The organism is Klebsiella sp. M5al, assembly GCF_002090195.1.
Classification (GTDB): Bacteria; Pseudomonadota; Gammaproteobacteria; order Enterobacterales; family Enterobacteriaceae; genus Klebsiella; species Klebsiella grimontii.
Genome location: NZ_CP020657.1, coordinates 3990290 through 4016240 on the forward strand (window position 1 = coordinate 3990290; position 25951 = coordinate 4016240).

The window sequence follows — 25951 nt, forward strand, 5'->3', positions numbered from 1 at the left end:
TTCCTCAATGTGAAAATACCGGAGCGTATTTTTATATAATAAGAACAACGTCTTTATCGAGGAATCTGTTACTTCGTCACATTGCCCCTTGCGTGCCTGTTAGGGGCCTCTTTTTCTCTGCGGAACGCGCCCCCGTCAGAGAGGGCGCGCGACGATCAGGCTTCGGCCTGCTGAGGCGCGGCTTCAGCCTCCAGGACCTCTTCCTGCAGTTGACCTTCATTTTTTGACAGCATCGCCGTCGCAATCCCGTTACCCAGCACGTTAATCGCTGAGCGCCCCATATCGAGGAAATGGTCAATGCCCATCAGCAGCAAAATACCCGCCACCGGAATATTGAAGCTCGGGATGGTCGCGGCCAGCACCACCAGCGCCGAACGCGGTACCCCGGCAATCCCTTTCGAGGCCAGCATCAGCGTCAGCATCATCACGGTAATTTCGCTAAAGCTCAGCTGAACATTATAGGCCTGAGCGATGAACATGGCGGCAAAAGAGCAGTACACCATTGAGCCGACCAGGTTAAAGGAGTAGCCGATGGGCAGCACAAACGACGCGATATTTCGCGAACAGCCAAATTCCACCAGGCGCTCCAGGGTCTTCGGATAGGCCGCTTCGGAACTGCTGGTGGTGAACGCCACCAGCACCGGGTCTTTCAGCATATTCAGCAGGCGAAAAACCTCTTTTTTGAGCACCATATACCCCACCGCCAGCAGCACCGCGCTGGTCAGCAGGATCGCGACATAGTATCCGCCGATAAACGAGGCGTAGTTAAGCAGGATCCCCAGCCCCTGCGAGGCGATAACCGAAGAGATAGCGGCGAAAATCGCCAGCGGCGCGACGTACATCACGTACCCGGTCACCTTCAGCATAATGTGGGAAACCACGTTGAGCGCCGCCACCAGCGGAGCATTGAATTTCTCCCCCAGCGACGCCCCGGCAATACCGAAGAACATCGAGAACACCACGATTTGCAGAATCTCGTTGCTGGCCATCGCTTCGGTAATGCTGGTCGGGATGGTATGGGTCAGAAAGCCTTTCAGGCTCATCCCGCTCACCGCCAGCCCGGTATCCACGGACTCTTTCGGGATCGCCAGGTTCAGACCGGCGCCGGGATGCTCAAGGGTGACGATCACCAGCCCGACCAGAATGGAGAGAATTGACGAGGTAATAAACCACACCATGGCTTTACCGCCGACCCGGCCAATAGTCGCCGTTTCGCCAAGGCGCATAATGCCGACCGTCAGGGTACTGAAGACTAATGGCGCTATCACCATTTTAATCAGGCGCAGGAACACATCGGTTAGCAGCGTAATGTTTTCCGACCATGCGGTAATGGTCGTTTGCCCGGCGTAAGCGTGGATGGCCGCGCCGGAGAGGATCCCCAGCAGCATGAAGATGACGATGAACAGCGTGAGTTTGTTTGCACTTGCCACAAAAATTAACCCCTGATTTATTTAACGTGTTGTTTTTTAATGTATATATGCTTTATTTATTGGAATACATTAAACATTCACCACATAAATTGAATAAAAGCACGCGGGGTTACAACTCTTTTTTAGTTTTTATAGTAAAAGTTAATGTGCTCGTTGATATGCATCAAACCGCGTCGCGCCGCCGGTAAGATGAAAAAGGCGCCGGCGTCAGAGGACAACCGGCGCAAAGAGGCACTAGCGTTTTACGGTATCCTCCAGGAAGAAACGTCCCAGCGGATTCTGATAAAAACCGTCGATATTTTTGCGGCTGACGTTGCGGTACGGGCTGTAATACAGATCGACCCAGTTCACATCGGCCTTGGCCATTTTTTGCAGGTCGATATACATCTGCTCGCGCTTTTTACCGTCCATTTCGACGCGCGCGGCAGCCACCAGCGCTTTTACCTGCTCGTTATGATAGCGGGTCATATAGTTCATATTGGCATCGTGACCCAGCACGAAAGTGGTTTTCTGATCGGGGTCGAGAATATCGTTAGTCCAGTACATCACCGAAATATCGTACTCTCCGGCCACCAGCATATCCCAGCTCTGGCTCGGGTCGACTTTTTGCAAATTCACCGTCACCCCGGCTTTCGCCAGCTGCTGTTGCAGCAAAATGGCAATCTGCTCATCGACTTCATCCCCGGCGTTGACCACGTAGTTCAGCTTCAGATCGGCAGCGCCCGCCGCTTTCAGCATCGCTTTGGCCTTTTGCGGATCGTATGGCCGACGAAGATTATCCTGGTAGTGGTAAAGCGCCCCGGCGGGAATATAGGAGTTGGCCACCTGGCCGTAGCCAAAGGTCACGGTCTTCACGATCGCGTCTTTATCAATCGCGAAGTCCAGCGCCTGGCGCACCTCCACCTTGCCCAGCGCGCCGTGAGAATGGTTGATCAGCAGATGGTCCTCGCGCGTGGAGGGGTCCAGTTCCACCTTCAGATTGGCATCCTTTTGTAACGATGCAATGCGCGAGAAAGGCACGGTCAGCGCGGCGTCGAGCTCGCCGGCCTGCACCTTCAGCATGCGGGTATTATCGTCCGGAATGGTTAACCACTCCACGCCATCGAGGCTGACGTTTTTCGCCTGCCAGAAGTGCGGGTTCTTCACCAGCACGATCTTTTCCCCGCGCAGCCACTCTTTCACGCTAAACGCGCCGGAGCCCACGGGTTTTTCGGCAAACGCCTCTTCGCCTTCCGCTTTCATCGCCTTCTGCAAAATCACCGAGGCGTTCGGCAGGGCCAGCTGCGACAAGAACGGCGCTGACGGCGATTTCAGCGTCACTACCAGCGTGCGCGGGTCCGGGGCTTCCGCTTTGGCAATAATGCTATAGGAGTCGCGCCACAGCGAGCCTTCATCATCGCGGATACGCATCAAGCTAAACGCCGCATCGCTGGCGGTTAGCGGTGTGCCGTCAGAGAAGGTCGTGTCGCGAATTTTAAAAGTGTAGACCTTGCCATCCGGAGAAATCGTCCAGCTCTCAGCCACGCCCGGCTCCAGCTTCGTCCCGCTCTTATCCACCCGCACCAACGGGTCAAAGACGTTGGAAAAGACCCAGTTATCCGCGTTTTGCGCCGATTTTATCGGGTCAAACGTGGTGCTGTCCTCCCGGCGGCCAATGGTCAATACCCCCGCCGCCTGGGCCATTTCGCTCACCACGCTAAGCGCCAGAAAAACGCTCGCCGCCAGTAATTTAACTTGCCTGTGCTTCATCAAAAGATCCCCCTGTTAAAGGAAAAACGGTCTCATCGCCCGCGAGGTTGAGCACGCAGGCATAAGCGCGATCGGCAATCTGCCGGGTTGGTGGTGGTGCGCCGGTGCGGCACTGCACCTGCGCATAAGGGCAGCGCGGATGAAATGCACAGCCTTGTGGAACGGCAACGGGACTGGGCGGCTCGCCCCCCAGCAAATTTTTCGGTAGGGGTTTATCCGGGTCGATTTCCGGGATCGCCGAGACCAGCGCGGCGGTATAGGGATGCAGCGGACGGGTGAAGACCGCCTCTGCCGGCCCCTCTTCCACAATCCGCCCAAGGTACATTACCGCCACCCGATCGCAGAGCCGCCGCACAATCGCCAGATCGTGAGCGATAAACAGAATCGCCAGCCCCATCTTCTCCCGCAGATCCATCAGCAGGTTGACGATCTGTCCCTGAATAGAGACGTCCAGCGCCGCGACGCACTCATCGGCCACGATCAGCCGCGGCTCCATGGCCAGCGCTCTGGCAATACCGACGCGCTGGCACTGGCCGCCGCTAAGCTGGGCCGGTTTCGCGCTGGCCTGCTGCGGGCGCAGGCCCACCAGGGTGAGCAGTTCCGCTACCCGCAGCGCCTCCTGCCCGCGGGGCACTTTTTGATGCACGCGCAGCACCTCGGCGATGCTCTCTCCCACGCTCTGCCGCGGGTTCAACGAGGCAAAGGGATCCTGGAAAATCATCGCGCTTTGCTGGCGCAGACGGGCGATATCGCTGGTTAAGCCATGGGTAATACGCTGCCCCTCGAACCGCACCTCGCCATCGGCTACCCGTTCAAGCTGTAACAACGCTCGGCCAAGCGTGCTCTTGCCGCTGCCGGATTCGCCGACCAGACCGAGCGTTTCGCCGGGAAAGATCTGCATCGTGACCTGGTTCACCGCGTGCACGACCCGCTTCGGCTGCCAAAGACCACCCGACACCGGGAAGGTGACGCAAAGATTATCGGCCTCAAGCAGCGGCCAGTGAGCGTTAGCCATTATCCCTCCTGTCGGGTCAGCGTGGGTAAGCGGTGATGACAAGCCACCGCGTGGCTATGGCGATCCTGCCCGTAATGCAGCGGCGGCGGCTGCAGGCACGCCTCATCGGCGCGGCGGCAGCGCGGATGAAAGCGACAGCCTGATGGAAAGTGGTCGGCGCTCGGCGGCTGGCCGTCGATGATTGTCAGCCTCCCCCGTCCGCCTTCGCTGGCCGGCTGACAATCAATAAGCCCGCGGGTATAGGGGTGCAGCGGCCCGGCGAGCACTTCGCGTTTGTCGCCCACCTCGCAGAGCCTGCCGCCGTACATCACCGCGATCCGGTCGCAGGTTTGCGCCACCACCCCGAGATCGTGGGTGATCATAATGACCGCCAGCCCCAGCTCGGCACGCAGGTCGCTGAGCAGGCGCAAAATCTGCATCTGCACGGTGACGTCCAGCGCGGTCGTCGGTTCGTCGGCAATCAGCAGCCGCGGTTCCGACGCGAGGGCGACGGCGATCATCGCCCGCTGGCGCATACCGCCGGAAAATTCGTGCGGATAGCTATTGAGCCGATTCTGCGGGTCCGGGATGCCGACCTGGCGCAGCAGGGCCAGCGCATCTTCCCGCGCCTGACGGCGGTTTGCCGCAAAATGGAGGCGCCGGCTTTCCGCGATCTGCTCCCCAATGGTCATCACCGGATTGAGATGGCTGGTCGGGTTCTGGAAAATCATACCGATTTCCCGCCCGCGCACCGCCGACATTTGCCCTTCGCTGAGGGGTAAGATATCCCGGCCGTCGAGCACAACCTCACCGCCGCTAATCCGCAGTCCGTCCCCCGGCAGCAGGCGCATCAGCGCCCGGCAGGTCACGGTTTTTCCCGACCCGCTTTCGCCAACCAGCCCCAGCATCTCCCCGGCTTCAAGCGTGAATGAGACGTTATCGACCAGCGCGATATCCTCGCCGCCCGTGACCGCCAGGCGATTCACCTTCAGCAAACTCATCCCCGTCCTCCTAACTTGTCACCGAGCCCATCGGCCAGCAGGCTAAAGCCCATCGCCAGCAGCACGATGGCGAGCCCTGGAAAGGTGGTTATCCACCACGCGGTAGTGATAAAGCTCTGCCCTTCGGCCACCATAACGCCCCATTCGGCGGTTGGCGGCTGCACGCCGAGCCCGAGATAGCTCACCGCGGCTCCGTTCAGCAGCACCAGTACGCAGTCGGACATCGAAAAAAACGATCGCTCCGGTTAGCGCGTTCGGCAGCAGATGACGGAACAAAATCCGCGGATGGCCGTAGCCCAGACTGCGGGCCGCCAGAATAAAATCGCGCTGTTTCAGCGTCAGTACCTGAGCGCGTACCAGCCGGGCGTAGGAGACCCAGCCCACCATCGCCATGGCGATGTAAAAGCTGCTCAGTCCCGGCCCGAGAATGGCGATGATTGCCAGCATCAGCACCAGAAACGGAAAGGCCAGCACGATATCAATAACCCGCATCACCAGCGCATCGACCACGCCGCCAGAATAGCCGGCAAGCGCCCCCAGCGCGGTACCGAGCATAAAGGGGAACAGCACCCCCAGCAGGCAGATTTGGAGATCGACCCGCGCGCCCCACAGCACGCGGGAAAAAACGTCGCGGCCAAAGTTGTCGGTACCGAAGAGATGCGCGCCGCCCGGCGGCAGCAGGCTGGAAGAGGCGTCCTGGGCAATCGGATCGAACGGCGCGATCCACGGCGCCAGACAGGCGACCAGCAGCCATAGTCCGACGATCGCCAGCCCGGCGTAGAGCGCCTGCTGACGCGGGATAGCCCGCTGACGCAGACGGGAAAACGTCGCTATCGCCTTCATAGTTTTATCCTCGGGTCGAGGGCCACGGTCAGAATATCCGCCAGCAGGCTGACCGCTACGGTAGCAAGGGCAAAGACCATCACCACGCCCTGCACCACCATGTAGTCGCGGCTAAAAATCGCCTTAACCAACAGCTGTCCGAGGCCGGGGATGGCAAACACGCTTTCGATAACCACCGTACTGCCGATGAACCAGCCAATATTCACCGCCAGCAGATTGATGGTCGGCACCAGAGAATTCGGCAGCACGTGCCGCCAGAAGATACGTCTTTCCTGCTGTCCCCGCGCCCGGGCCGCCACCACATAGTCGCTATTCATCTCCATCAGCAGGCTGGCGCGCAGGTTGCGAATCAATACCGCCGACAGCGCCAGCGCCACGGTCAGGCACGGCAGAACCATATGGTGCAGCTGGTCTACAAAATCGCTGCCGTAGCCGGAGACCGGAAACCAGCCGAGCACGATACTGAACAGCAGAATCAACATGATGCCGAGCCAGAACGCCGGAAACCCGAGCCCGGCGGTCGTAAACAGACGAATCAGCCGATCGGCGAGGCGCCCGCGCTGGCGGGCGGCCATCGCCGCCAGCGGTACCGTCAACGCTATCGCCAGCAGAACGCTGCCGAGCACCAGCCACAGCGTCGGTTCCAGACGCGAAGCAATCAGCTTCAGGGTATCGACCCGGTAAACAATTGACTTACCCAGCTCGCCCTGCAGCAGATTGCGCAGAAAATAGCCGTACTGAACCCACAGCGGTTCGTCGAGGCCAAACTGCGCGCGGATGCGGGCCAGCGCCGCCGGCGTGCTGCGCACCCCGAGCAGAATACGCGCCGGATCGCCGGGGATGGCGCGCACCATCATGAAGGTGATCAGGCTGATACCCAGCAGAACCGGCAGCAGCTGTAGCGGGCGAAGAAGCAGAAAGCGGTAACGGTGCATCAACAGCCTCCCGCGTCGCGCTGGCGCGCCAGAAAATCGAGCAGCACCGGGTAGTAAGCCTGCGGCTCTTCGTAAAATGGCATATGGCTGCTGTTGGCAAAAATGGCTATTTCGGCGTTCGCCAGGCCCTGCTTCATTTTCAGGGCGCAGGCGGGCGTCAGCTCATCGTGCTGGCCGCTGGTGATCAGACAGGGCGCGCGGATTGACGCCAGCTCAGCGCTGCGGTTCCAGTTTTTTAAATTGCCGGTATAGAGGAATTCGTTCGGCCCCTGCATGGTGGTATACGGCCCCATATTCCAGTCGCCGAGCGAGCGGGTAACCGGCTCCGGCCAGACGTCGAGACGGCACACGTGGCGATAATTCAGCAGAGTAATCGCCGCCTGATAGGCCGGATGATCCAACCAGCCGAGCGCTTCGTAGCGCTGCATCATCGCGACGGTTTCTGGCCCCAGCGCCCCGCGCAGACGGTTCAGCTCCTGCACCAGATGCGGCATATCGGCGACGGTGTTTTCCAGAATCAGCGAGCGAATTGCGCCAGGATGGTGCAACGCCACTTCAATCGCCAGCCATCCGCCCCATGAGTGACCAAGCAGATGCACCTGACCGAGCCCCAGCGCCTGACGCACGGTCTCCACTTCACGCACGTAGCGTGCCATCGTCCACAGGCTGGCATCATCCGGCCGGTCGGACTTGCCGGTACCCAGCTGGTCAAAAGCGATCACCCGATAACCGTGCTGCTTCAGGCAGGAGTGGGCTTCGCGCAGATAATCGCAGGGCAGCCCCGGCCCGCCGTTGAGGCAGAGAACGGTCTCCTCGCCGTCGCCAAACTGATAGGCCACGACGTTATATCCCTCCACCGCAATGTTATGGTACTGATCGGGCGCTATTTCGCTCCACATGGTGTACTCCTCATCGTCGATGGCCCGGTTCTGGCGTTGCGTTAACGCTAACGGCAACGCCGGAGGCTGAACAGTTAGCAAAAATACTAGTTTTGCGCGGCGCCGGTGCGGCACCGGAATTGCATGCCTTTTGCGCTAACTATTGACGGATTTGCACAAATCGTGCCCGTCGCAGGTCTCGTTTTAGATGAAGGGGGTTATATGCGACTGGAATTTGAACGCCCCGGCAGCGCGCGGGCGGCTAGCCTGGATGAGGCATTCAGCGGACTTTTTCAGGCCACCCGGAAGTTAGGATTTGACGCGGTCATTTACGACTACACGCCGGTCCCGCGTTCTCTGGAAGGGGAGCTGATTACGCCTTCGCTGCTGAAAACGTGCAATGTGCCGGAAGATATGCGCCAGCTATGGTGCGAGCGCGGATATTACCAGCTTGATCCGGTGCAGCACTGCGCGCTCGAAAGCTGCGCGCCTTTTGTCTGGTCCTATCAACGACCGGACAACAGCATGCTGCGCGGGAGGCTGAACAATCACGCCACCGCGGTCACCGACTATATGCGCGAACATAATATGCCCTGCGGGGCGACGGTTCCCCTGCATCTCCCCAACGGCAGTTTCGTCACTCTCACCGGCATCCATACCGGCCAGCGTCAGGAACGGGAAATCAGCGCCACCCTGGCGCAGCTGATGCTGCTCGCCCACCAGTTTCAGGAGTCGGCGTTTCCGCTGTTTGACAGCACCCTGCTTACCTGCCGCCATGTGAAGCTAAGCAACCGCGAGCGCGAATGCCTGGCGTGGTCCGCCGAAGGACTTACCGCTAAAGAGATCGCCCGCAAGCTGCACCGCTCGGTGGCGACGGTGACGCTGCATCTTAATACCGCGGCCAAAAAGCTCGGCGCCAGCAACCGCGTACAGGCGGTAGTCCGCGCCCTGCACTACCGCCTGCTCGACAGCTAAGAACTAGCATTTTTGCTAGTGTTCAGCCGCGGTTGCCACCCTTTACCCTGAAAGCCGGTCCACTTAGCAGGGTAAAGATGATTCATGTATACCATCAGCGAAGGTTACGCCCCGTTTCGGCGCTATCAAACCTGGTTTCGCGTTTGCGGCGATATCGATAGCGGGCTCACGCCGCTGGTCATCGCCCACGGCGGGCCGGGGTGCACGCATGATTATGTTGATGCGTTCCGCGATATCGCCCTCAGCGGGCGGGCGGTGATCCACTACGATCAGTTAGGCAACGGACGCTCAACCCATCTCCCGCAGCAGCCCGCCGATTTCTGGCAACCGGCGCTGTTCCTCGACGAACTGGCCAACCTGCTGCAGCATCTCAATATTGCCGATCATTACGCCCTGCTCGGCCAATCGTGGGGAGGTATGCTCGGCGCGGAGCACGCCGTGACGCGGCCAAAGGGGTTAAAGGCGCTGATTATCGCCAACTCCCCGGCGTCGATGGCGCTGTGGCTACAGGGAGCGGCCAGGCTGCGGGCGCAGTTGCCCGCCGACGTCCAGCAGACGCTGCTGGCCCATGAGGCGGCGGGAATGCTGGACAGCGCGGAATATAAGGCGGCAAGCCAGGTATTTTATCAACGCCACGTCTGTCGCCTCGATCCCTGGCCAGCGGAAGTGCGGCGTACCTTCGACGCCATGGATGCCGACCCGACGGTTTATCACGCCATGAATGGCCCCACCGAATTCCACGTCATCGGCAGCATGAAAGCGTGGACGATTATCGACCGCCTCGCGCGCATTGACGTTCCGGTCCTGCTGATTTCCGGGCGCTACGATGAAGCCACCCCGGAGGTGGTACAACCCTTTATGGACAACATCCCCGACGCGCGGTGGGTCATTTTCGAAGCCTCAAGCCATATGCCGCACGTCGAAGAGCGCGAGCTGTGCATGAAGACGGTAAACGACTTTTTAAGCCGCGCGATAAACGAAAAGCCGCTTACAGCGCCAGCCCGCCTCCGCCGCTGAACGGCCGCTCGCCGGCGATTTTCATCACTTCGGCCCCCAGGGTGACAAACGGCGCCCGACGGCTGGCATAAATCAGCCCGCCCGATGTCGGGCGCACCGCTTTGACCATATCGGTCAGCGGATCGATGATTTCCGCGACCACATCGTCGGCGCTGACCCACTCGCCGGGCTGTTTTAACAGCACCAGGATGCCGGTCGCCGGGGCGGTAACAATCTCCCCGGCGGCAAACGGCAGCATTACCGTTTCCTGCTGCGGAATCTCAGGCTTCGCGCCGGCCAGTACGCCGCGGTACTGCAGATAGCGATAAAGACGTTCGGCATCGTCGCAGGCGGTGGCGTGATCCACCTCCTGCTGGCCGCGCAGTTCGACGGTCACCGCCATACAGCCGGGCTGCTGCTGCGAGCGCGATGAATCACGCGCCGCCAGGCGCTGCCACGGCAGGCCGCAGGCCTCATCAAACGAATGACCGCCGCTCTCCTGCGACAGCAGCACGGCGCCAATACCGAGGAAAGCCGCCAGAACTTTCGCCTCGCGTTGCCAGGCCGGGTCGGCGTAGAGATGCAAAATCGCCTGGTCATCGCAGTGCAGATCGAGTACCAAATCGGCATCGCAGGCGAGGCCCAGCAGATGATGGCGCAGGGCCTGAACTTCGCTGACCACGGGCAGCGCCGCCAGCGCCTCCCGCATCGCCGCGCGCACCTGCTGCAGGTATTCGCGGCGCGAGCCGGGCGATGGCGCACGCAGATAGGGCTGCGCCAGGGCAGCCAGATCGGGGAAGTCGCGGTTAAAATTACGCCCGCTTGCCAGATCGAAACGACCTATGCCGCCGCTGAGCAGCACCTGGGCCAGCCCCGGCGGGTTGGCCACCGGCACGAGAATGATTTCGCCGCGCAGCTCGCCGCGCCGTTCCGCCTGACTGAGTAATCTTTTAAGATAATGCAGAACCAGCATGCCCGGAATTTCATCGGCGTGCAGCCCCGCCTGCAGATAGACCTTCTCTCCTGTGCCGGGCGCGCCGAAATGAAAATGGCTTAATTGCCGCTGCCCACCGAGTGCATGTTCAGGTAATGTATAGTGTTTAATTTTCATTGGACGTCCTGGTTGTGGAAAAGAAAATCCGGCTTGACCGTATCGATCACAAGATCCTTGAAATCCTGCGCCGGGATGGCCGCATTTCTTATCAAAAGCTCTCGGAGCAGGTAAACCTTACCGCCCGTCCGTGCCTGGAACGGGTGCGCAGCCTCGAGCGCGACGGCATTATTCGCGGCTACAGCGCCATTGTAGAACTGCCCGAGCCGGAGCACGCGTTTGTGGTGCAGGCGCAAATCGCGCTGGCCGACCACGGGCGATCGCAGCCAGTGTTTGAACAGGAGATGCGCCAGACGCCCGAAGTGCTGGACTGCTGGCTGGTCAGCGGCAGCTTCGACTTTCTGGTGCGTATCGGCTGCCGCAGCATGGCGCACTACTGCCAGCTGGCGGATAGCTGGCTGACCAGTAAAAAGTTTCACGTCGATAAAATCGTCACCCTCACCGAACTGCAGGCCATTAAGCGCTCCTGATTAGCCACGACGGATAAACGCCAGCCAGCGCCGCTCGGCGCGCGCGAAGGTGAAAATCAGCAAAAAGGTGCAGAGCAGATACAGCGCCGCGGCCATCAGAAACGGAATAAACGGCGAATAGGTCATGGCGTAGAACGCGCGGGCCACGCCGGTAATATCCAGCAGGGTCACGGTGCTGGCCAGCGACGTGGCGTGCAGCAAAAAGACCATTTCATTATTCAGCGCCGGGATCCCGCGCCTCAGGGTCGCGGGCAGAACCAGACGGCGAATAATTTGCCATTTCCCCATCCCGTAGGCTTCTCCGGCGATCCACTCCTGGCGCGGGAAAGTCACCATCATCCCCGCCAGCAGCTCCGCAACATACGCGGCAGTGTTGAGAACCAGCGCCAGGGTGGCGCAGAAGGTCGCATCGCGAAACAGCAGCCAGAACGGCTGGTCGTTCATCCAGCCCGTTTGTACGATATCGAACTGCGACAGGCCGTAGTAAATCAGCATCAGCTGGAGATAGAGCGGCGTGCTGCGAAAAAAATATGTAAACGCGCGAATGGGCAGCGCCAGCCCGCGCGGACCGTACACCTGCCCCACCGCCATCGCTATCGCCAGCGCCATTCCGGGAACGATGGAGAGTAAAAACAGCTCCGCCGTGACCGCCAGTCCGCTGGCGGCGCCGTTGCCGTCGCTCCACAAAAAGCTCGGAATCGCATCGATAAAGGTTTGCAGATTCATAAGGCCACCCCCGCCGTGGAAGAGCGCAGCGCGTAACGCTTCGCCAGGCGGCTGAACAGCCAGCTGGAGAGCGCGGTAATCACCATGTAAATCAGCGAGACCAGAAAATAGAAGAGGAACGGCTTTTGCGTGGCGCGCCCAGCCTGTTCGGCCAGCCAGACCATATCCTCAAGGCCGAGGATCGACACCAGCGCTGACGCTTTCATCAGCCCCAGCCAGTTGTTGTTGATGCCCGGGATCGCGAAGCTCAGCATCTGCGGCAGCATCACCCGGCGGAATACCGTCCAGGGTCGCATCCCGTAGGCCTGCGCGGCTTCGGTTTGCCCGCTATCGACGGTCAGAAACGCGCCGCGAAAAGTCTCGGTGTAATAGGCGCCGAAAACAAAGCCAATCGCCAGCACGCCGGAGATAAAAGTATTGAAGCGCACCGGCCCCAGCCCCACCAGACCCAGCAGCAGGTTAACCAGCATCTCGCCGCCGAAAAACAGCAGCAGCATAATCACCAGCTCCGGGATCCCGCGTACCAGCGTAGTGTAGGCGGTGGAAAACAGGCGCAGCCACGGCGGGCCGAAGAGCTTAATCAGCGAGTTAATCAGCCCCAGCAGCAGAGCGACCAGTAATGAAGAGAGCATCACGCACAGCGAAAGCGCCGCGCCGCGTAACAACAGGGGTAAATAGTCTGCGACCATATTCAGCCTTCCGCGGAGGTCGTAAAGGGGCGCAGGCCAGCGCCCACGCCCGCACCTTTACGACTTATTTGCCATAAATATCAAAGCTAAAGTATTTTTTCTGAATGGCGTCATAGGTCCCGTCGGCGCGGATTGCCTTAATGGCCCCGTTCAGCGCATCGCGCAGCGCCGGATTGTCTTTATTGACCGCAATCCCGACGTCGGAGGAGATGCCGCCGTCCTGGATAACCGGGCCGGCAAAGGCGAATTTCTGCCCGCGCGGGGTATCAATAAAGCCGGTCGCCGCCTGGATATTATCCTGCAACGCGGCGTCGATGCGCCCGGAGAGCAGGTCGAGGTAGACGTTATCCTGGTTAGCGTAACCGACAATCTTCACGCCATGATTGGCCCAGTTGGCCTTCGCAAACGCTTCATGGGTAGAGCCGGTCTGGACGCCGACGGTTTTGCCTTTCAGGCTGGCGGCATCCGGCAGCAGCGGGCTGCCTTTGCGCGCCACCAGCTGCGCCGCGCTGCGGTAGTAGCGGTCGGTGAAATCCACTTCCTTTTTACGTTCATCGGTAATATTGAGCGAGGCAATAATAGCATCGAACTTATGCGCGTTAAGCGCGGCGATCATGCTCTCAAACGGCTGCTTCACGAAAACGCATTTGGCTTTTAGCTGGGTGCACAGCGCGTTGGCGATATCAATATCAAAGCCGGTGATTTCGCCGCTGGGCGCCAGCACGTCAAAAGGCGGATAGCCGCCATCGACGCCAAAGCTGATGGTGTCAAACTGCTGGGCGGCCAGCGGCGCGCTCAGCGCCATACAGGCCAGTAATGCGGCAAGGCGTATTTTCATTTTGATTCCCCGGTGTTGGCGCGATGATTAAAAACGCAGTGAGAGGCAGGTCAGGCCGCCATCCATTTTCTTAAATTCGCTGGTGTCGAGCTGCACGATAGGCATTCCCAGCTTGCTGATTTCGCCGAGGGTATGGGGATAGCCCTGCGGCGTAATTAAGGTATCGTTGATCCACAGCGTATTTCCGGCGTAGGCCTCCTCCTCCGGGATCACGATGCTGTTGAAACCGCTAAACGCCGGATGGTTAACGTAGCCTTCCGTCAGCAGCAGCGTATTGCGGCCCACGTAGTTGACGATTGATTTCAGATGCAGACCGGCGCTGACTTCGATCGCCGCGACCTGATAGCCGTGCGGCTCAACGGCGGCGGCAAACTCGCGGATCCCCTGCTCATCGGTGCGCGCCGTCAGGCCGATAAAAAACTGCTTATCCACTAACAGCACGTCGCCGCCGTCCATATGCCCGCGCTCGCTCATCCGCGCCAGCGGACGAAACCCCGCCAGCACCGGCGCAATGGTATCAACTTCGCCCTGACGGCTCGGCGCGCCCGGATGGGTAATCACCGCCAGTTCCGGCATGACCACGGCGGTATCTTCAACAAAGTGCGCATCAGGATAATCCGCCGCCGGGGGCAGCACCGTGACCTTCAGGCCAAGCTGCAGCAGGGTTTCCACATAGGCGAGAAACTGGCGGGTGGTGGCGGCGATATCCGGCGCGCCCAGTTGGGCGGTAGTTTGTCCCGCGCCGCAGGTGGCGGCCGGTAGGCGGGCGATAGCCTGGGTAAAATGCATAAAGAACCCTCTGGTATTGGTCGCATTGTTTAAGGCAAAACGGTGAGTGAATTTGATTATTAATCAGATGCCGCCGCCAATCAGGCTGAATCACTTCCCCGGGCCGCTTATTCACGCTGTATATCAGTTCAGGTTCGACGTATTCCGCTGTTGGCCCCCTGAAAGCGCCGAATGAGGGTAATAAGCAGCCCTGTTCGCCAGGCCGGTAGTCGAAAATGACTAAGCGTAAATTGCGCGTAAATATTCACCGTAAACGGCTCAGCGAAAAGCCTTTTTTACAGACATATCTGGACAGTCTTTTCATAATTCCTCCATTTTTAAGCAGCGTTCGCTGGCTAAACTAGTATCATTCCGTGAAACGTTTCAGGATGAGATAGCAAATTAATGAAAGGTAGCAATAAAAGCCGTTGGGCAGCCGTGCTGGTGGTGGCAATCATCGCGGGTGCCGCGTACTGGTTTTGGCAGGGTCGCGAAGCGGCAAACGCGCCGTCGGCAACGGCGGCAGGTCCGGGGCCCGGCGGCGGGCGTGCTGGCCGTTTTGGCGCCGCCCTCGCGCCGGTGCAGGCGGCAACCGCCGCCAGCGAAGCGGTGCCCCGCTATCTTTCCGGCCTCGGTACGGTAACGGCGGCGAATACCGTCACCGTTCGCAGCCGCGTCGACGGTCAGCTGCTGGCTATCCACTTTACCGAAGGCCAGCAGGTTAAAGCGGGCGATCTGCTCGCGGAAATCGACCCCAGCCAGTTTAAGGTCGCCCTCGCCCAGGCCGAAGGCCAGCTGGCGAAAGATCGGGCAACCCTGGCCAACGCCCGCCGCGATCTGGCGCGCTACCAGCAGTTGGTGAAAACCAATCTGGTTTCCCGTCAGGAGCTGGATACCCAGCAGTCGCTGGTCAGCGAAACCCAGGGCACGATCAAAGCGGACGAAGCCGCCGTCGCCAGCGCCCAGCTGCAGCTGAACTGGAGCCGCATCACCGCGCCGATCGACGGCCGGGTCGGCTTAAAGCAGGTGGATATCGGCAACCAAATCTCCAGCGGCGATACCACCGGGATCGTGGTGCTGACGCAAACGCACCCGATCGACGTCGTGTTTACGCTGCCGGAAAACCAAATCGCCACGGTGGTACAGGCGCAAAAGGCGGGGAAAAAGCTGGTCGTCGAAGCCTGGGACCGCACCAATAAACAGAAAATCAGCGAAGGCTCACTGCTGAGCCTCGATAATCAGATTGACGCCACCACCGGCACCATCAAACTGAAAGCGCGCTTTACTAACCTGGACGATGCCCTGTTCCCGAATCAGTTCGTTAACGCCCGGATGCTGGTCGATACCGAGCAGAACGCGGTGGTGATCCCAACCGCCGCGCTGCAAATGGGTAACGAAGGCCATTTTGTCTGGGTTCTGAACGATGAGAACAAAGTCAGCAAGCACACCGTCACGCCGGGTATTCAGGACAGCCTGAAAGTGGTGATTAACGCCGGGCTTTCCGCCGGCGATCGCGTAGTGACCGACGGTATCGACCGTCTGACCGAAGGCGCGAAGGTTGAAGTGGTGGAAGCCCAGAATGCGGCTAGCGCCGCCGAACCGGCGAAAGCCACCAGCCGCGAATATGGTAAAAAAGGAGCGCGCTCCTGATGCAAGTGCTACCGCCGAGCAGTACGGGCGGCCCATCCCGTCTGTTTATCATGCGCCCGGTCGCCACCACGCTGTTAATGGTGGCCATTATGCTGGCCGGGATTATCGGCTATCGTTTCCTACCGGTTTCGGCGCTGCCGGAAGTGGACTACCCGACGATTCAGGTGGTAACGCTCTATCCCGGCGCCAGCCCGGACGTGATGACCTCGTCGGTGACCGCCCCGCTGGAGCGGCAGTTTGGCCAGATGTCCGGCCTTAAGCAGATGTCCTCCCAGAGCTCCGGCGGCGCGTCGGTGGTCACGCTCCAGTTCCAGCTCACGCTGCCGCTGGACGTCGCTGAGCAGGAAGTGCAGGCGGCGATCAACGCCGCCACCAACCTGCTGCCTTCGGACCTGCCTAACCCGCCGGTCTACAGCAAAGTGAACCCTGCCGATCCGCCAATTATGACCCTCGCGGTCACCTCTTCCGCCGTGCCGATGACCCAGGTCGAAGATATGGTCGAGACCCGCGTGGCGCAAAAAATCTCCCAGGTTTCCGGCGTCGGACTGGTGACTCTGGCGGGCGGGCAGCGCCCGGCGGTACGCGTCAAGCTCAACGCCCAGGCCATCGCCGCCCTCGGCTTGACCAGCGAAACGGTACGCACCGCGATTACCAGCGCTAACGTCAATTCGGCGAAGGGTAGCCTCGACGGCCCGTCGCGGGCGGTTACCCTCTCCGCCAACGATCAGATGCAGTCGGCGGAGGATTACCGCCGGCTGATTATCGCCTGGCAGAACGGCGCGCCGATTCGCCTCGGCGACGTCGCTACCGTGGAACAGGGCGCGGAAAACAGCTGGCTCGGAGCATGGGCCAACAATCAGCGGGCGATCGTCATGAACGTCCAGCGCCAGCCGGGGGCGAATATTATCTCGACCGCCGACAGCATCCGCCAGATGCTGCCGCAGCTGACCGAAAGCCTGCCGAAATCAGTCAAAGTACAGGTGCTTTCCGACCGCACTACCAACATCCGGGCGTCGGTTAGCGACACCCAGTTCGAGCTGATGCTGGCTATCGCCCTGGTGGTGATGATTATTTACGTCTTTCTGCGCAACGTCCCGGCGACAATTATTCCCGGCATCGCCGTGCCGCTATCGCTGGTCGGCACCTTTGCGGTAATGGTGTTTCTCGATTTCTCGATTAACAACCTGACGCTGATGGCCCTGACCATCGCCACCGGCTTTGTGGTCGATGACGCCATCGTGGTGATCGAAAACATCTCGCGCTATATCGAGAAAGGCGAAAAGCCGCTGGCCGCCGCCCTGAAAGGGGCCGGAGAGATTGGCTTTACCATTATCTCGTTGACCTTCTCGCTGATTGCGGTGCTGATCCCGCTGCTGTTTATGGGCGATATCGTGGGCCGCCTGTTCCGCGAGTTCGCCATTACCCTGGCGGTGGCGATCCTGATCTCCGCGGTGGTGTCGCTGACCCTGACGCCGATGATGTGCGCCCGCATGCTCAGCCATGAATCGCTGCGCAAGCAGAACCGCTTCTCGCGCGCCAGCGAACGCTTTTTTGAGCGGGTGATTGCCGTCTACGGCCGCTGGCTGAGCCGGGTGCTGAATCATCCGTGGCTGACCCTGAGCGTAGCCCTCAGCACCTTGGCGCTGTCGATTATGCTGTGGGTGTTTATTCCGAAAGGCTTCTTCCCGATTCAGGACAACGGTATTATCCAGGGCACGCTACAGGCGCCGCAGTCGGCGTCGTTCGCCAATATGGCCGAGCGCCAGCAGCAGGTGTCGGCGGCGATACTCAAAGATCCGGCGGTGGAAAGCCTGACCTCTTTCGTCGGCGTCGACGGCACCAACCCGGCGCTGAACAGCGCCCGCCTGCAGATTAACCTCAAGCCGCTGGATGAACGCGACGATCGTGTGCAGACGGTGATCGGCCGTCTGCAAAACGCGGTGAGCGGCATCCCCGGCGTCGAGCTCTATCTCCAGCCGACCCAGGATCTGACCATTGACACCACCGTCAGCCGGACCCAGTACCAGTTCACCCTGCAGGCGAATTCGCTGGACGCGCTGAGCAACTGGGTCCCGCAGCTGCTGGCCCGGCTGCAGGCGCTGCCGCAGCTCTCCGACGTCAGCAGCGACTGGCAGGATAAGGGGCTGGCGGCGTATATCAACGTTGATCGCGACAGCGCCAGCCGCCTCGGCATCAGCATGGCGGACGTCGATAACGCCCTGTATAACGCCTTTGGTCAGCGTCTGATTTCCACCATCTATACCCAGGCGAACCAGTACCGCGTGGTGCTGGAGCATGATACCCAGGCCACGCCGGGGCTGGCGGCGCTGGACAATATCCGCCTCACCAGCAGCGACGGCGGGATCGTGCCGCTCACCGCGATCGCCAAAGTCGAGCAGCGCTTTGCTCCGCTGTCGATTAACCACCTCGATCAATTCCCGGTCACCACCATTTCGTTTAACGTGCCGGACAACTATTCGCTGGGCGATGCGGTCGAGGCGATTCTTAGCGCCGAGCAGGCGCTGGACTTCCCGAGCGACATCCGCACCCAGTTCCAGGGCAGCTCGCTGGCCTTCCAGTCGGCGCTCGGCAGTACCGTCTGGCTGGTGGTCGCCGCGGTGGTGGCGATGTATATCGTCCTCGGCGTGCTGTATGAGAGCTTTATTCACCCGATCACCATTCTCTCCACCCTGCCGACGGCGGGCGTCGGCGCGCTGCTGGCGCTATGGCTGGCCGGGAGCGAGCTGGACGTTATCGCCATTATCGGCATCATCTTGCTGATCGGCATCGTCAAGAAAAACGCCATCATGATGATCGACTTCGCGCTGGCCGCCGAACGCGAACAGGGTATGCCGCCGCGCGAGGCGATTTATCAGGCCTGTCTGCTGCGTTTTCGCCCGATCCTGATGACCACCCTCGCCGCCCTGTTCGGCGCGCTGCCGCTGATGCTCAGTACCGGCGTCGGCGCGGAGCTGCGGCGACCGCTGGGGATTGGTATGGTCGGCGGCCTGATGCTCAGCCAGGTGCTAACGCTGTTCACCACGCCGGTTATCTATCTGCTGTTCGACCGCCTGTCGCTGTATATGAAGAGCCGCTTCCCGCGGCGTGAGGAGGAGGCGTAGGTGAAGTTTTTCGCCCTCTTCATTTATCGTCCGGTGGCGACGATTCTGCTTTCGCTCGCCATTACGCTGTGCGGCATCCTCGGCTTCCGCCTGCTGCCGGTGGCGCCGCTGCCGCAGGTGGATTTCCCGGTGATCATGATCAGCGCCTCGCTGCCCGGCGCGTCGCCGGAGACCATGGCCTCGTCGGTGGCGACCCCGCTGGAGCGCTCTTTGGGGCGGATTGCCGGGGTCAATGAGATGACCTCCTCCAGCTCGCTCGGCAGTACGCGAATCATTCTCGAATTCAACTTTGACCGCGATATCAACGGCGCGGCCCGTGACGTGCAGGCGGCGATTAACGCCGCGCAAAGCCTGCTGCCGAGCGGCATGCCGAGCCGTCCGACCTACCGCAAAGCCAACCCGTCCGACGCGCCGATCATGATCCTCACCCTCACCTCGGATACCTGGTCCCAGGGTGAGCTGTACGACTTCGCCTCTACCCAGCTGGCGCAGACCCTTGCCCAGATTGACGGCGTCGGCGACGTTGACGTCGGCGGCAGTTCGCTGCCCGCGGTGCGCGTCGACCTCAACCCGCAGGCGCTGTTTAACCAGGGCGTGTCGCTGGACGCGGTGCGAACCGCCATCAGCAACGCCAACGTGCGTAGACCGCAGGGGGCGCTGGAAGACGCGACCCACCGCTGGCAGGTAGCGACCAACGACGAGCTGAAGACCGCCGCCGAATACCAGCCGCTGATCGTGCACTACAATAACGGCGCGGCGGTGCGCCTCGGCGACGTCGCCAACGTCACCGATTCGGTGCAGGACGTGCGCAACGCCGGGATGACTAACGCCAAACCGGCGATTTTGCTGATGATCCGCAAGCTGCCGGAAGCCAATATCATTGAGACGGTGGACAGCATTCGCGCCCGCCTGCCGGAGCTGCAGCGCACCATCCCGGCCTCAGTCGATCTGCAGATCGCCCAGGACCGTTCGCCGACCATCCGCGCCTCGCTGGAGGAAGTCGAGCAAACGCTGGTGATTTCGGTGGCGCTGGTGATCCTCGTGGTCTTCCTGTTCCTGCGCTCAGGGCGCGCGACGCTGATCCCGGCGGTGGCCGTTCCGGTATCGCTGATCGGCACCTTCGCCGCTATGTACCTGTGCGGTTTCAGCCTCAACAACCTGTCGCTGATGGCGCTGACCATCGCCACCGGCTTCGTGGTCGATGACGCCATCGTGGTGCTGGAGAATATTTCCCGCCATCTCGAAGCCGGCATGAAGCCGCTGCAGGCCGCGCTGCAGGGGAGCCGGGAAGTCGGCTTTACCGTCCTGTCGATGAGCCTGTCGCTGGTGGCGGTGTTCCTGCCGCTGCTGCTGATGGGCGGCCTGCCGGGAAGGCTGCTGCGCGAATTCGCCGTCACCCTGTCGGTGGCGATCGGCATCTCGCTGGCGGTCTCTCTGACCCTGACGCCGATGATGTGCGGCTGGCTGCTGAAAAGCGGCAAGCCCCACCAGCCGACGCGCAAGCGCGGGTTTGGCCGCCTGCTGGTGGCGATTCAGGGCGGCTACGGTAAGTCGCTGAAGTGGGTGCTGAAGCACAGCCGCTTAACCGGCCTGGTGCTGCTCGGCACCATCGCGCTAAGCGTCTGGCTCTATATCTCGATTCCCAAAACCTTCTTCCCCGAGCAGGACACCGGGGTGCTGATGGGCGGCATCCAGGCGGACCAGAGCATCTCGTTCCAGGCGATGCGCGGCAAGCTGGAGGACTTTATGAAGATCATTCGTGAAGATCCGGCGGTAGACAACGTCACCGGTTTTACCGGCGGCTCGCGGGTCAACAGCGGGATGATGTTTATCACCCTGAAGCCGCGCGATGAGCGCCATGAGACGGCGCAGCAGATTATCGATCGACTGCGCAAAAAGCTGGCGAAGGAGCCGGGGGCCAACCTGTTCCTGATGGCGGTACAGGATATCCGCGTCGGCGGTCGTCAGGCCAACGCCAGCTATCAGTACACCCTGCTGTCAGACGACCTCGCGGCGCTGCGGGAATGGGAGCCGAAAATCCGCAAAACGCTGGCGGCGCTGCCGGAGCTGGCGGACGTTAACTCCGACAGTCAGAATAACGGCGCGGAGATGGACCTGATCTACGATCGCGATACCATGTCGCGGCTCGGCATCAGCGTGCAGGACGCCAACAATCTGCTGAACAACGCCTTCGGCCAGCGGCAGATCTCCACCATCTACCAGCCGCTGAACCAGTATAAAGTGGTGATGCAGGTCGACCCGGTCTACACCCAGGACGTCAGCGCCCTCGATAAGATGTTTGTGATCAACAGCGAAGACAAGCCGATTCCGCTTGCTTATTTCGCGAAATGGCAGCCGGCCAACGCGCCGCTGTCGGTGAATCACCAGGGACTCTCGGCGGCATCGACCATCTCCTTTAACCTGCCTACCGGCAAGTCGCTGTCGGAAGCCAGTGACGCCATCAACCGGGCGATGACCCAGATTGGCGTGCCGTCCAGCGTACGCGGGTCGTTCGCCGGGACCGCGCAGGTGTTCCAGGAGACCATGAACTCGCAGGTGATCCTGATCCTGGCGGCCATCGCCACGGTCTATATCGTGCTGGGGATCCTCTATGAGAGCTACGTTCATCCGCTGACCATTCTGTCGACCATTCCGTCCGCCGGCGTCGGCGCGCTGCTGGCGCTGGAGCTTTTCGATGCCCCGTTCAGCCTAATCGCGCTCATCGGGATTATGCTATTAATTGGTATCGTGAAGAAAAACGCCATCATGATGGTCGATTTCGCCCTTGAGGCGCAGCGCAACGGCAACCTGCCGCCGGAAGAGGCCATCTTCCAGGCCTGTCTGCTGCGTTTCCGGCCGATAATGATGACCACCCTGGCGGCGCTGTTCGGCGCGCTGCCGCTGGTGCTCTCCGGCGGCAATGGATCCGAGCTGCGCCAGCCGCTGGGGATTACCATTGTCGGCGGTCTGGTGATGAGTCAGCTGTTGACCCTGTACACCACGCCGGTGGTCTATCTGTTCTTCGATCGTCTGCGGCTGCGTTTTTCGCGAAAAGTCCATCAACCGGTAAGCGAATAACATGACAGACCTCCCCTCCAGCGTGCGCTGGCAGCTATGGATAGTGGCCTTCGGCTTCTTTATGCAGGCGCTGGATACCACTATCGTTAACACCGCTCTCCCCTCGATGGCGAAAAGCCTTGGGGAGAGCCCGCTGCATATGCATATGGTTATCGTCTCCTATGTCCTGACGGTAGCGGTGATGCTGCCCGCCAGCGGCTGGCTGGCGGACCGCGTTGGGGTACGCAATATCTTTTTCTGCGCCATCGTGCTGTTTACCGCCGGCTCCCTGTTCTGCGCCCAGGCCGCTACCCTCGATGGGTTAATACTCGCCCGCGTGCTGCAGGGCGTCGGCGGCGCGATGATGGTTCCCGTGGGCCGCCTGACGGTGATGAAAATCGTCCCGCGCAGCCAATATATGGCGGCGATGACCTTCGTCACCCTACCCGGCCAGGTGGGCCCGCTGCTCGGCCCGGCTCTCGGCGGAATGCTGGTGGAGTACGCCTCGTGGCACTGGATCTTTCTGATCAACATTCCGGTCGGTATTGTCGGCGCCATCGCCACGCTGTGCCTGATGCCCAACTACACCCTGCAAACCCGCCGCTTCGATCTCTTCGGCTTTGTTTTGCTGGCCGCCGGGATGGCGACGCTGACCCTGGCGCTGGACGGCAACAAAGGGCTCGGGATTTCTCCCCTGTGGCTGGCGGGGCTGGTGGCGGTCGGCGTGGCGTCCATTCTGTACTATTTACGGCACGCGCGCGGCAACCGCAACGCGCTGTTTAGCCTTAAGTTATTCAACAACCGCACCTTTTCGCTCGGCCTTGGCGGCAGCTTCGCCGGGCGCATCGGCAGCGGTATGCTGCCGTTTATGACCCCGGTGTTTTTACAGATTGGCCTCGGCTTTACGCCGTTCCACGCCGGTCTGATGATGATCCCGATGGTGCTCGGCAGCATGGGGATGAAGCGCATCGTAGTCCAGGTGGTCAACCGCTTCGGCTACCGTCGGGTGCTGGTGGCCTCGACGATCGGCCTCGCGCTGGTCAGCCTGCTGTTCATGGCCGTCGCCCTCGCGGGCTGGTACTGGCTACTGCCGGTGGTGCTGTTTATGCAGGGGATGATCAACGCCAGCCGCTTTTCCTCTATGAATACGCTGACCCTGAAAGACCTGCCCGACGATCTGGCCAGCAGCGGCAACAGCCTGCTGTCGATGGTCATGCAGCTGTCGATGAGTATCGGCGTGACCGTCGCCGGCATGCTGCTGGGTTTCTACGGCCAGCAGCATATCAGCGCCGATGCGCCGACCACGCACCAGGTCTTTCTCTATACCTACTTAAGCATGGCGGTGGTTATCGCGCTGCCCGCGCTGATTTTTGCCCGCGTACCGGACGACACCACGGTCAATACCGTGATTCGTCGCCGTAAAAGGAGTGAGTCTTGAAGTTCTGGCGTCCCGGCATTACCGGCAAGCTGTTTATCGCGATCCTCGCCACCTGCATCGTGCTGCTGATCAGCATGCACTGGGCGGTGCGCATCAGCTTTGAACGCGGGTTTATCGACTATATCAAACGCGGCAATGAACAGCGGCTGACGATGCTCGGCGATGCCCTGAGCGAGCAGTATGCCCAGCACGGCAGCTGGACGTTCCTGCGCAACAACGATCGCTTTATTTTCCAGCTGCTGAAAACCTTTGAACGCGACAACGACGACCGCTCGCCGCCGGGCCGCGGTATGGGTCATGGTCCGAGAGATGAGCCGCACGGTGGCCCCGGCCCCGAAGAGATGCCGCCGGATGCCGCGCCGGACCGGCCGCTCGACGGTCCGCGCGGCGATCGTGGCGATCGCGGTCCCGGCCCCGATATGCCTCCCCACGGCTGGCGCACCATGTTCTGGGTGGTCGATCAAAAAGGGCGCGTGCTGGTGGGCCCGCGCGAGCGCGTGCCGCAGGACGGGACCCGGCGCAGTATTATGGTCGACGGCGTTGAGGTTGGCGCGGTCATCGCCTCGCCGGTTGAACGCCTGACGCGCAATACCGATATCAACTTCGACCGCCAGCAGAAGCGCACCAGCTGGCTGATTGTCGCCCTCGCCACGCTGCTGGCGGCGCTGGCCACCTTCCCGCTGGCGCGCGGCCTGCTCGCGCCGGTCAAACGACTGGTTGATGGGACGCACCGTCTGGCGGCCGGGGATTTTTCCACCCGCGTCGCCGCCACCAGCAGCGATGAGCTAGGGCGTCTGGCCAAAGATTTTAACCAGCTGGCCAGCACCCTTGAGCGCAACCAGCAGATGCGCCGGGACCTGATGGCCGATATCTCCCACGAGCTGCGCACGCCGCTGGCGGTGCTGCGCGGCGAGCTGGAGGCGATTCAGGATGGGATCAGGAAATTCACCCCGGATTCCATCGCCTCCCTGCAGGCGGAGGTCGCCACCCTGACCAAACTGGTCGATGATTTGCACCAGCTGTCGATGTCCGATGAAGGCGCCCTCTCCTATCAGAAAAGCGCGGTGGATATCATCAACCTGCTGGAGGTCGCCGCCGGCGCGTTTCGCGAACGCTTCGCCAGCCGCGGACTGTCGATCGGCGTTTCGCTGCCGGAAAGCGCGACGGTTTTCGGCGACCGGGATCGCCTGATGCAGCTTTTTAATAACCTGCTGGAAAACAGCCTGCGCTATACCGATAGCGGCGGCGGCCTGCAGATTAGCGCCAGCCAGAGCGGCGATAGGCTAATTCTCGATTTCGCCGATAGCGCCCCCGGCGTCACCGATGAACAGCTGGAGCGGCTGGTTGAGCGTTTTTACCGTACTGAGGGGTCGCGCAATCGTGCCAGCGGCGGCTCTGGTTTAGGACTGGCGATTTGCCTTAACATCGTCGCGGCCCACGGCGGCACTTTACGTGTCGGCCATTCGCCTTTGGGCGGGGTTAGCATTAAAGTAGAGCTACCTCTGGAACGTAATTTATCGAGAGACGTATGACTGAATTACCTGTTGATGAAAACACGCCACGCATTCTTATCGTGGAAGATGAGCCCAAGCTGGGTCAGCTGCTGATTGATTATCTTCAGGCGGCGGGCTATGCGCCGACGCTGATTAATCACGGCGATCGGGTTCTGCCGTACGTTCGCCAGACGCCGCCGCACCTGATCCTGCTGGATCTGATGCTGCCCGGCACCGACGGGCTCACCCTGTGCCGGGAAATCCGCCGTTTTTCTGAGGTTCCGGTGGTGATGGTGACCGCCAAAATCGAAGAGATCGACCGCCTGCTGGGGTTAGAGATCGGCGCCGATGACTATATCTGTAAGCCCTACAGCCCGCGCGAGGTGGTGGCCCGCGTGAAGACCATTCTTCGCCGCTGCAAACCGCAGCGCGATCTGCAGGCGCTGGATGCGCAAAGCCCGCTGATTGTCGACGAGGGGCGCTTCCAGGCCTCCTGGCGCGATAAGCTGCTGGACCTCACTCCCGCCGAGTTCCGCCTGCTGAAAACCCTCTCCCAGGAGCCGGGTAAAGTCTTCTCGCGCGAACAGCTGCTGAATCATCTGTACGATGATTACCGCGTGGTCACCGACCGAACGATCGACAGCCATATCAAGAACCTGCGGCGTAAGCTGGAGTCGCTGGACGCCGATCAGTCGTTTATCCGCGCGGTGTACGGCGTTGGATACCGCTGGGAAGCCGACGCCTGCCGGCTGGCGTAGTTAGCCCCGGCTCGCGCTGCGCTTACAGGT

Annotated in this window: 20 protein-coding genes and 1 pseudogene; 9 read left to right on the forward strand and 12 right to left on the reverse strand. The window is 60.9% G+C overall.

The genetic code is table 11. From position 1 onward, the window contains the following. Positions 1-155: 155 nt before the first annotated feature. The 7 genes and pseudogenes from BWI76_RS19175 to BWI76_RS19205 form a co-directional block, all read right to left on the reverse strand. The gene (locus BWI76_RS19175) at positions 156-1430 is read right to left on the reverse strand and encodes a dicarboxylate/amino acid:cation symporter (protein ID WP_004138684.1); all 1275 of its coding nucleotides are present in this window, start codon (positions 1428-1430) and stop codon (positions 156-158) included. Positions 1431-1664: 234 nt separating this feature from the next. Continuing rightward, complete coding sequence (locus BWI76_RS19180; protein ID WP_064371590.1) at positions 1665-3179, reverse strand: ABC transporter substrate-binding protein; 1515 nt, start codon at positions 3177-3179, stop codon at positions 1665-1667. Continuing rightward, positions 3160-4194, reverse strand: coding sequence for an ABC transporter ATP-binding protein (locus tag BWI76_RS19185; protein ID WP_024359150.1), 1035 nt, complete (start codon positions 4192-4194; stop codon positions 3160-3162). The genes BWI76_RS19180 and BWI76_RS19185 overlap by 20 nt, the downstream gene beginning before the upstream one ends. Then, complete coding sequence (locus BWI76_RS19190; protein ID WP_004138683.1) at positions 4194-5174, reverse strand: ABC transporter ATP-binding protein; 981 nt, start codon at positions 5172-5174, stop codon at positions 4194-4196. The genes BWI76_RS19185 and BWI76_RS19190 overlap by 1 nt, the downstream gene beginning before the upstream one ends. Further along, positions 5171-6017: pseudogene (locus BWI76_RS19195) on the reverse strand (ABC transporter permease). Before BWI76_RS19195 ends, BWI76_RS19190 begins: the two are co-directional and overlap by 4 nt. After that, complete coding sequence (locus BWI76_RS19200; RefSeq protein WP_004138680.1) at positions 6014-6952, reverse strand: ABC transporter permease; 939 nt, start codon at positions 6950-6952, stop codon at positions 6014-6016. The pseudogene BWI76_RS19195 and the gene BWI76_RS19200 overlap by 4 nt, the downstream one beginning before the upstream one ends. Beyond that, the gene (locus BWI76_RS19205; protein WP_004138678.1) at positions 6952-7851 is read right to left on the reverse strand and encodes a proline iminopeptidase-family hydrolase; all 900 of its coding nucleotides are present in this window, start codon (positions 7849-7851) and stop codon (positions 6952-6954) included. Before BWI76_RS19205 ends, BWI76_RS19200 begins: the two co-directional genes overlap by 1 nt. A 201-nt stretch (positions 7852-8052) precedes the next feature. On the opposite strand from BWI76_RS19205, the gene BWI76_RS19210 reads away from it, so the two are divergent. Together BWI76_RS19210 and BWI76_RS19215 are read left to right on the forward strand one after the other, a co-directional pair. After that, positions 8053-8805 (forward strand): helix-turn-helix transcriptional regulator, encoded by a 753-nt coding sequence (locus tag BWI76_RS19210; RefSeq protein ID WP_024359155.1) that lies wholly within the window; start codon positions 8053-8055, stop codon positions 8803-8805. Between the two features lie 84 nt (positions 8806-8889). Then, positions 8890-9822: a proline iminopeptidase-family hydrolase gene (locus BWI76_RS19215; protein ID WP_004138675.1), complete on the forward strand. Its 933-nt coding sequence runs from the start codon at positions 8890-8892 to the stop codon at positions 9820-9822. Here the strand turns inward: BWI76_RS19215 and BWI76_RS19220 are convergent. Then, the gene (locus BWI76_RS19220) at positions 9794-10912 is read right to left on the reverse strand and encodes a succinylglutamate desuccinylase/aspartoacylase family protein (RefSeq protein WP_004138674.1); all 1119 of its coding nucleotides are present in this window, start codon (positions 10910-10912) and stop codon (positions 9794-9796) included. The genes BWI76_RS19215 and BWI76_RS19220 overlap by 29 nt on opposite strands. Before the next feature lie 14 nt (positions 10913-10926). On the opposite strand from BWI76_RS19220, the gene BWI76_RS19225 reads away from it, so the two are divergent. Further along, complete coding sequence (locus tag BWI76_RS19225; protein WP_004122605.1) at positions 10927-11382, forward strand: Lrp/AsnC family transcriptional regulator; 456 nt, start codon at positions 10927-10929, stop codon at positions 11380-11382. Here BWI76_RS19225 and BWI76_RS19230 read toward each other — a convergent pair whose 3' ends face one another. The 4 genes from BWI76_RS19230 to BWI76_RS19245 form a co-directional block, all read right to left on the reverse strand. Continuing rightward, the gene (locus tag BWI76_RS19230) at positions 11383-12108 is read right to left on the reverse strand and encodes an ABC transporter permease (RefSeq protein ID WP_004138673.1); all 726 of its coding nucleotides are present in this window, start codon (positions 12106-12108) and stop codon (positions 11383-11385) included. It lies immediately after the preceding gene. After that, on the reverse strand, positions 12105-12797 hold the full coding sequence (locus tag BWI76_RS19235; RefSeq protein ID WP_004138672.1) for an ABC transporter permease: 693 nt from the start codon (positions 12795-12797) through the stop codon (positions 12105-12107). Before BWI76_RS19235 ends, BWI76_RS19230 begins: the two co-directional genes overlap by 4 nt. 64 nt (positions 12798-12861) lie before the next feature. Continuing rightward, complete coding sequence (locus tag BWI76_RS19240; RefSeq protein ID WP_004122619.1) at positions 12862-13635, reverse strand: ABC transporter substrate-binding protein; 774 nt, start codon at positions 13633-13635, stop codon at positions 12862-12864. 27 nt (positions 13636-13662) lie between these two features. Continuing rightward, entirely contained in the window at positions 13663-14424 is a 762-nt protein-coding gene (locus BWI76_RS19245) for a dimethylarginine dimethylaminohydrolase family protein (RefSeq protein ID WP_004138671.1), read from the reverse strand. 384 nt (positions 14425-14808) lie between these two features. Between BWI76_RS19245 and BWI76_RS19250 the strand changes: the two genes are divergently transcribed. The 6 genes from BWI76_RS19250 to baeR are packed head-to-tail and all read left to right on the forward strand — an operon-like array spanning position 14809 to position 25921. After that, positions 14809-16053, forward strand: a complete 1245-nt coding sequence (locus BWI76_RS19250) for an MdtA/MuxA family multidrug efflux RND transporter periplasmic adaptor subunit (protein WP_004138669.1) — start codon at positions 14809-14811, stop codon at positions 16051-16053. Then, on the forward strand, positions 16053-19175 hold the full coding sequence (locus BWI76_RS19255; protein ID WP_004138668.1) for an MdtB/MuxB family multidrug efflux RND transporter permease subunit: 3123 nt from the start codon (positions 16053-16055) through the stop codon (positions 19173-19175). The genes BWI76_RS19250 and BWI76_RS19255 overlap by 1 nt, the downstream gene beginning before the upstream one ends. Beyond that, positions 19176-22253, forward strand: a complete 3078-nt coding sequence (gene mdtC / locus BWI76_RS19260) for a multidrug efflux RND transporter permease subunit MdtC (RefSeq protein ID WP_064371591.1) — start codon at positions 19176-19178, stop codon at positions 22251-22253. Between the two features lies 1 nt (position 22254). Then, positions 22255-23670: an MFS transporter gene (locus BWI76_RS19265; protein ID WP_049100341.1), complete on the forward strand. Its 1416-nt coding sequence runs from the start codon at positions 22255-22257 to the stop codon at positions 23668-23670. After that, positions 23667-25202, forward strand: coding sequence for a two-component system sensor histidine kinase BaeS (gene baeS / locus BWI76_RS19270; RefSeq protein WP_004138662.1), 1536 nt, complete (start codon positions 23667-23669; stop codon positions 25200-25202). Before BWI76_RS19265 ends, baeS begins: the two co-directional genes overlap by 4 nt. Continuing rightward, positions 25199-25921: a two-component system response regulator BaeR gene (baeR, locus tag BWI76_RS19275; protein ID WP_004138660.1), complete on the forward strand. Its 723-nt coding sequence runs from the start codon at positions 25199-25201 to the stop codon at positions 25919-25921. Before baeS ends, baeR begins: the two co-directional genes overlap by 4 nt. The last annotated feature ends 30 nt before the right edge of the window (positions 25922-25951 follow it).

Excerpts from the sequence above, each read along its gene's own strand:
- BWI76_RS19205 (WP_004138678.1), bottom strand. The coding sequence starts at position 7,851 with ATGTGGAGCGAAATAGCGCCCGATCAGTACCATAACATTGCGGTGGAG.
- BWI76_RS19245 (WP_004138671.1), bottom strand. The coding sequence starts at position 14,424 with ATGCATTTTACCCAGGCTATCGCCCGCCTACCGGCCGCCACCTGCGGC.
- BWI76_RS19235 (WP_004138672.1), bottom strand. The coding sequence starts at position 12,797 with ATGGTCGCAGACTATTTACCCCTGTTGTTACGCGGCGCGGCGCTTTCG.
- BWI76_RS19220 (WP_004138674.1), bottom strand. The coding sequence starts at position 10,912 with ATGAAAATTAAACACTATACATTACCTGAACATGCACTCGGTGGGCAG.
- BWI76_RS19180 (WP_064371590.1), bottom strand. The coding sequence starts at position 3,179 with ATGAAGCACAGGCAAGTTAAATTACTGGCGGCGAGCGTTTTTCTGGCG.
- BWI76_RS19190 (WP_004138683.1), bottom strand. The coding sequence starts at position 5,174 with ATGAGTTTGCTGAAGGTGAATCGCCTGGCGGTCACGGGCGGCGAGGAT.
- BWI76_RS19210 (WP_024359155.1), top strand. The coding sequence starts at position 8,053 with ATGCGACTGGAATTTGAACGCCCCGGCAGCGCGCGGGCGGCTAGCCTG.
- BWI76_RS19265 (WP_049100341.1), top strand. The coding sequence starts at position 22,255 with ATGACAGACCTCCCCTCCAGCGTGCGCTGGCAGCTATGGATAGTGGCC.
- BWI76_RS19250 (WP_004138669.1), top strand. The coding sequence starts at position 14,809 with ATGAAAGGTAGCAATAAAAGCCGTTGGGCAGCCGTGCTGGTGGTGGCA.
- BWI76_RS19185 (WP_024359150.1), bottom strand. The coding sequence starts at position 4,194 with ATGGCTAACGCTCACTGGCCGCTGCTTGAGGCCGATAATCTTTGCGTC.
- BWI76_RS19255 (WP_004138668.1), top strand. The coding sequence starts at position 16,053 with ATGCAAGTGCTACCGCCGAGCAGTACGGGCGGCCCATCCCGTCTGTTT.
- baeR (WP_004138660.1), top strand. The coding sequence starts at position 25,199 with ATGACTGAATTACCTGTTGATGAAAACACGCCACGCATTCTTATCGTG.
- BWI76_RS19240 (WP_004122619.1), bottom strand. The coding sequence starts at position 13,635 with ATGAAAATACGCCTTGCCGCATTACTGGCCTGTATGGCGCTGAGCGCG.
- BWI76_RS19230 (WP_004138673.1), bottom strand. The coding sequence starts at position 12,108 with ATGAATCTGCAAACCTTTATCGATGCGATTCCGAGCTTTTTGTGGAGC.
- BWI76_RS19200 (WP_004138680.1), bottom strand. The coding sequence starts at position 6,952 with ATGCACCGTTACCGCTTTCTGCTTCTTCGCCCGCTACAGCTGCTGCCG.
- BWI76_RS19215 (WP_004138675.1), top strand. The coding sequence starts at position 8,890 with ATGTATACCATCAGCGAAGGTTACGCCCCGTTTCGGCGCTATCAAACC.